6 protein-coding genes are annotated in these 4138 nt (G+C 68.7%); 5 read left to right on the top strand and 1 reads right to left on the bottom strand.

Translation table 11 applies throughout. The features are described 5' to 3' along the window. Positions 1-668, top strand: a 668-nt coding sequence (locus tag AB0J09_RS58080) for a hypothetical protein (RefSeq protein ID WP_360711681.1), incomplete at its 5' end; no start/stop codon positions are given. Between the two features lie 76 nt (positions 669-744). Here the strand turns inward: AB0J09_RS58080 and AB0J09_RS58075 are convergent. Next, the gene (locus AB0J09_RS58075) at positions 745-1098 is read right to left on the bottom strand and encodes a peptidase inhibitor family I36 protein (RefSeq protein ID WP_360711678.1); all 354 of its coding nucleotides are present in this window, start codon (positions 1096-1098) and stop codon (positions 745-747) included. 196 nt (positions 1099-1294) lie between these two features. Between AB0J09_RS58075 and AB0J09_RS58070 the strand changes: the two genes are divergently transcribed. From AB0J09_RS58070 to AB0J09_RS58055, 4 genes are all read left to right on the top strand, one after another. Next, the gene (locus AB0J09_RS58070) at positions 1295-1417 is read left to right on the top strand and encodes a hypothetical protein (protein WP_360711675.1); all 123 of its coding nucleotides are present in this window, start codon (positions 1295-1297) and stop codon (positions 1415-1417) included. A 445-nt stretch (positions 1418-1862) separates the two neighbouring features. Then, the gene (locus AB0J09_RS58065; RefSeq protein ID WP_360711672.1) at positions 1863-2840 is read left to right on the top strand and encodes a UDP-glucuronic acid decarboxylase family protein; all 978 of its coding nucleotides are present in this window, start codon (positions 1863-1865) and stop codon (positions 2838-2840) included. A gap of 10 nt (positions 2841-2850) precedes the next feature. Next, a complete protein-coding gene (locus tag AB0J09_RS58060; protein WP_360711669.1) occupies positions 2851-3018 on the top strand; it encodes a hypothetical protein in 168 nt (55 codons plus the stop codon). Further along, the coding region (locus AB0J09_RS58055; RefSeq protein ID WP_360711666.1) for a hypothetical protein at positions 3015-4138 on the top strand (1124 nt) is incomplete at its 3' end. The genes AB0J09_RS58060 and AB0J09_RS58055, both read left to right, overlap by 4 nt.

Below are 4138 nucleotides of genomic sequence, written 5' to 3'. Positions count from 1 at the left end.
CTGGCGTGATCGACGTGACGGCTCCGCTCTCGGCCGACTCGCGTCCGTACGCCGCCTTCCGCGGCGGCATCCCGGGCGGGTTGCCGGCCGGGGACTTCGTCGCCGCCCAGACGGCCGCGTTCGTCGCAGACTTCGGGCTGGACGGGGTCATGCTCGGCAACCAGTTCGGCCTGGTCGGCTTCTGGCATCCGGACAACGCGCCGCCGCTCAGCCCCGAGCGGTCGGCCGGGATCGAGCGGTTCTTCCTGCGGCTGCGCGAGGCCATGGGCGACGGCCTCGTCTACTGGATGGACACGTACTGGCGGGCCGAGGTGGAGCGGTCGGCCTGGGGCATGACCGACGCCGCCTACCACTCGCTCGACGCGATCCTGGTCAGCACGTTCGCCGTGCTGGTGGAACGTACCGAGATCGTGCCCAACCTGCTGAGCAAGGCCGCCCTGGGCGGACCGCGGCCGCTGCTCGGGCTGGACTTCGTCGACCCGTGGTACTGGTACCGCACCTACCTCGACGACCGGCGTACCTATCTCTACCAGCGGGAGGTGCTGGCCGCGCACGCCGCATCCGTGGCCGGGATCTCCTTCTTCGCCAACGACACCTTCGGGCACTTCGTGCCAGAGCCGGAGCTGGAGGACACTCTCGAGGTGGTCAGGAAGGCGGAGTGCCGTTAGGCCATGGCCGGCGGGGCGGGCTCTGTGACGCGCTGCGAACGCACAGAGCCCGCCGTCTCATTCGGCGGCCGGGGACCTAACAGCGGGGCGCCACGGCGTCGATCTTGCCGCCGAAGTCGTCCTTGTACACCCTGCGGTAGTCGCCGTCGCGGACCACGCGCGTCTCCTTGTTGTCGGGGACGTGGATCCAGTTGATGAAGCAGCCGTCGGCGTGGGCGATGAAGGACCCCACGTTGTCGTGCAGCGCCGGCGGTACGTCCACGTAACCGTGATCCGGACTCCAGCACCACGACGCGCCGGTGTAGTCCCGCCCGCTCCACAGGCAGATGTCACCGGCTCGGGCGGCGGGCGCGGCCGCCGCCGCAGTGGCCGGGGCGGCGCAAGCCAGCAAGGCGAGCGAGATGGCGCCGGTGACCGTTGCGATTCGCATGCCGCGTGTCGTCGTCCTCAATGCAGTTTCTCCTCGTGTTCGTGCTGCTCGAAGAGCTGCCTGCGCAGCTCTCGTCACAGCATGTAATAGATCGAACACGTAGCGCTTCTACGCGCCGGATACAAGATCTTGGACTCGCGGTCGGAAAGAACTGGCGAACACGTCATAGCCCGGAGCTTGCGCGTACCTGCGCGACGTGCCCGGCGCGGAGCTCCACCTGTTCGACACCGGCCACTTCGCCCTGGAAAGCCACCTGCCGCAGATCGCCCCGCTCATCGCCGGCTTCCTCGACCGCGTGTGGCCCGAGGGGCGCCGCTGACGGCGACCCCGAGCCGGGCGGGAAATGGTCGTGCTCGACACCGGCGCCCTGCCGACGCTTCATAACCGTTACGGGCCGGCCACGGAACGGGTACTTGACCAGGTGCTCGCCGTACTGGGGTGACGAATGACACGTTCTGGGGTGCTGACTGTCAGAAAAACGGGACGTGCTGACCGCGCCACAAAACGCCAGCTCATAACGCCTTGTGGAGTCTTTGGTTGATGTTTCATGCATCGCCGTTGATGGCGGCATGTCTGAAATATCCCCGTATATGGCGGCAAGTGATGATTGACGGTGGCGACGCGGCCGTCATAGCCTGCCGATGCATCGAAGCCGATCTTTCTGAGCGATCCACGGGGGGCCGCTCGAAAAGATTTAACACGGGGGGCTCTAACGTGCTGTTCTCGGCTGCCGTAAAATGCGGGAAAGATTGCGAGAAGACCATATGAGGCGGCCTGTCGTAGCCATTACCGGCGGCGCTGGGTTTCTCGGGTCTCATCTTTGTGAGCGGTTTCTGGCCGAGGGTTACCGCATTTTCTGCGTCGACAACTTCCTCACCGGAGCGGTCGCGAACGTCGAGCATCTCATGGCCGACGACCACTTCCGGCTGATCCGCGCAGACGTGTCCCAGCACCTGGTCCTCCCGGGCGCCGTGGACGCCGTACTCCACTTCGCCTCGCCCGCCTCGCCCACCGACTACCTGCGCCTGCCCATCGACACGCTCCGAGTCGGCTCCAGCGGCACCTTCAACGCCCTTGAGCTGGCCAAGGAGAAGGGCGCCCGGTTCGTCCTCGCCTCCACATCGGAGACGTACGGCGACCCGCTGGTCCACCCGCAGCCGGAGACCTACTGGGGCAACGTGAACCCGGTCGGCCCGCGCGGCGTCTACGACGAGGCCAAGCGCTTCGCCGAGGCCATGACCATGGCCTTCCGGCGGGCCTGCGGCGTGGACACCGCGATCCTGCGGATCTTCAACACGTTCGGCCCCAGGATGCGGCCGTTCGACGGCCGCGCGATCCCGACGTTCATCAGGCAGGCGCTGCTCGGCGAGCCGATCACCGTGTCGGGCGACGGCAGCCAGACCCGGTCGATCTGCTACGTGGACGACCTGGTCGAAGGCATCTTCCGGGTCTTCAACTCGGACATGGACGGGCCGGTCAACCTGGGCAATCCGCATGAGATCTCCATGCTCGCCCTGGCCGAGTGGATCAAAGACCTCACCGGCTCCACCTCCGAGATCACGTTCGTGCCGCGGCCACAGGACGATCCGAAGATCCGCCGTCCCGACATCACGCTCGCGACAGCCCGGCTGGGCTGGGCGCCCAGAACACTCATCGAGGACGGGCTGCGGCACACCATCGCCTGGTTCCAGGACCATCCGCAGCTCTGGACTGCCGGCAACCTGGCACGCACGGCCTCCTAGGACGAAGCGCATGAGCACGACTGCCGGGGTCGGCTACACCGACCTGTTCTGTTCCACGGTCAAGGCACGCTCGCGCCCGGTGATCGGGCGGATAGACAGGACCGCTCCCACCCGCATTGGGCCTACGACTACGCCCAGCGCCTGGTGGAGCGGCACGGGCCGGGGCGGCGCGTGGTGATCCAGACCAGCATGTCGCCCAGCGGCTGGTTCCATGTCGGCAACTTCCGCGACACCGCCTGCGCGTACCTGGTCCACCGGGCGTTGCGGCGGCTGGGACAGGACTCGCTGATCCTGCTCAGCTTCGACGACTACGACCCCATCCGCCCCAGCCAGGCCGCCCGCGAACCCGAGCTGGCCGGGTACGGCGCCCGCCCGCTGGGCGCGGCCACCGAGCGCAGCAGGCGGATCTGCCGCCGCTACATCGCCGAGTTGAAGCGCATGGGCATCTGCCCGGCGGAGGCCGACGCCGACGGCCGCACCTCGGCGGACTCCGACTGGCAGACCCACTACCAGCACGGACGCTACCTCGCCGGCACCTACGTACCGCTCCAGCTGCGCTACCTCCGCGGCGCGGGCAAGCTCGGCAAGCTCCTCGGGCAGGCGCCCGAGCACCTGTTCAGCGTCTACTGCGAGCAGTGCGGCCGGGGCGGCACGCGTACGCTCAAGCTCGGCCGCGGCCGGGTGCGCTACGCCTGCGACTCCTGCGGCGCCCTCACCACCACCCGGCGTATCGAACTGGTGAAGCCGGCGTGGGCGCTCGACTGGACGCTGCGGGTCACCCACGAGCGCATCGACTGCGAGCCGGCGGGCCAGGACCACTGCAGCGCGGGCAGCACGATGGACCGCACCCGGGCGATCTACCGCGAGTACCTGCGGGCGCACCAGCCGGTGATCGTGCCGTACGGCCTGGTCCGCCAGGCCGCCGACAGCGGCAAGGTGTCGGGCTCGCGCGGCGGCGGAATGACGCTCGCCGACCTCATGCGGGTCATGCCGCCCCGGCTGATCCTCTTCCTGTACGGCAGGCCCAACTGCCTGTCCGACTTCCGCATCAGCCTGGACTTCGCCCCGTTCGTCGCCGCCTACGACGCCTACGACCGCTTCCTGGCCCGGGTGCGAGCGGGCGAGCGGCGGGCCGCGGCGCTGCACGATCTCATCGCCGGCGAGGACGACGAGGCCGGCCCGCTGCCCGGGGTGCGGCAGGTGCTCGGGCTGCTCCAGTCCTACTGCTATGACGTGGAACGTGTCACCGCCCTGCTCGGGCCGGCCGCCGCCGAACGGGTCCGCCACGCCCACGCCTG

Source organism: Nonomuraea sp. NPDC049784 (assembly GCF_040659615.1).
GTDB lineage: Bacteria > Actinomycetota > Actinomycetes > Streptosporangiales > Streptosporangiaceae > Nonomuraea.
Note: the sequence above shows the minus strand (reverse complement) of the source record. Positions and strands in the feature narration are given on the sequence as shown.

What these genes read in the sequence shown, in the direction of transcription:
- AB0J09_RS58075 (WP_360711678.1), bottom strand. Translation starts at nt 1,098, where the DNA reads ATGCGAATCGCAACGGTCACCGGCGCCATCTCGCTCGCCTTGCTGGCT.
- AB0J09_RS58065 (WP_360711672.1), top strand. Translation starts at nt 1,863, where the DNA reads ATGAGGCGGCCTGTCGTAGCCATTACCGGCGGCGCTGGGTTTCTCGGG.
- AB0J09_RS58060 (WP_360711669.1), top strand. Translation starts at nt 2,851, where the DNA reads ATGAGCACGACTGCCGGGGTCGGCTACACCGACCTGTTCTGTTCCACG.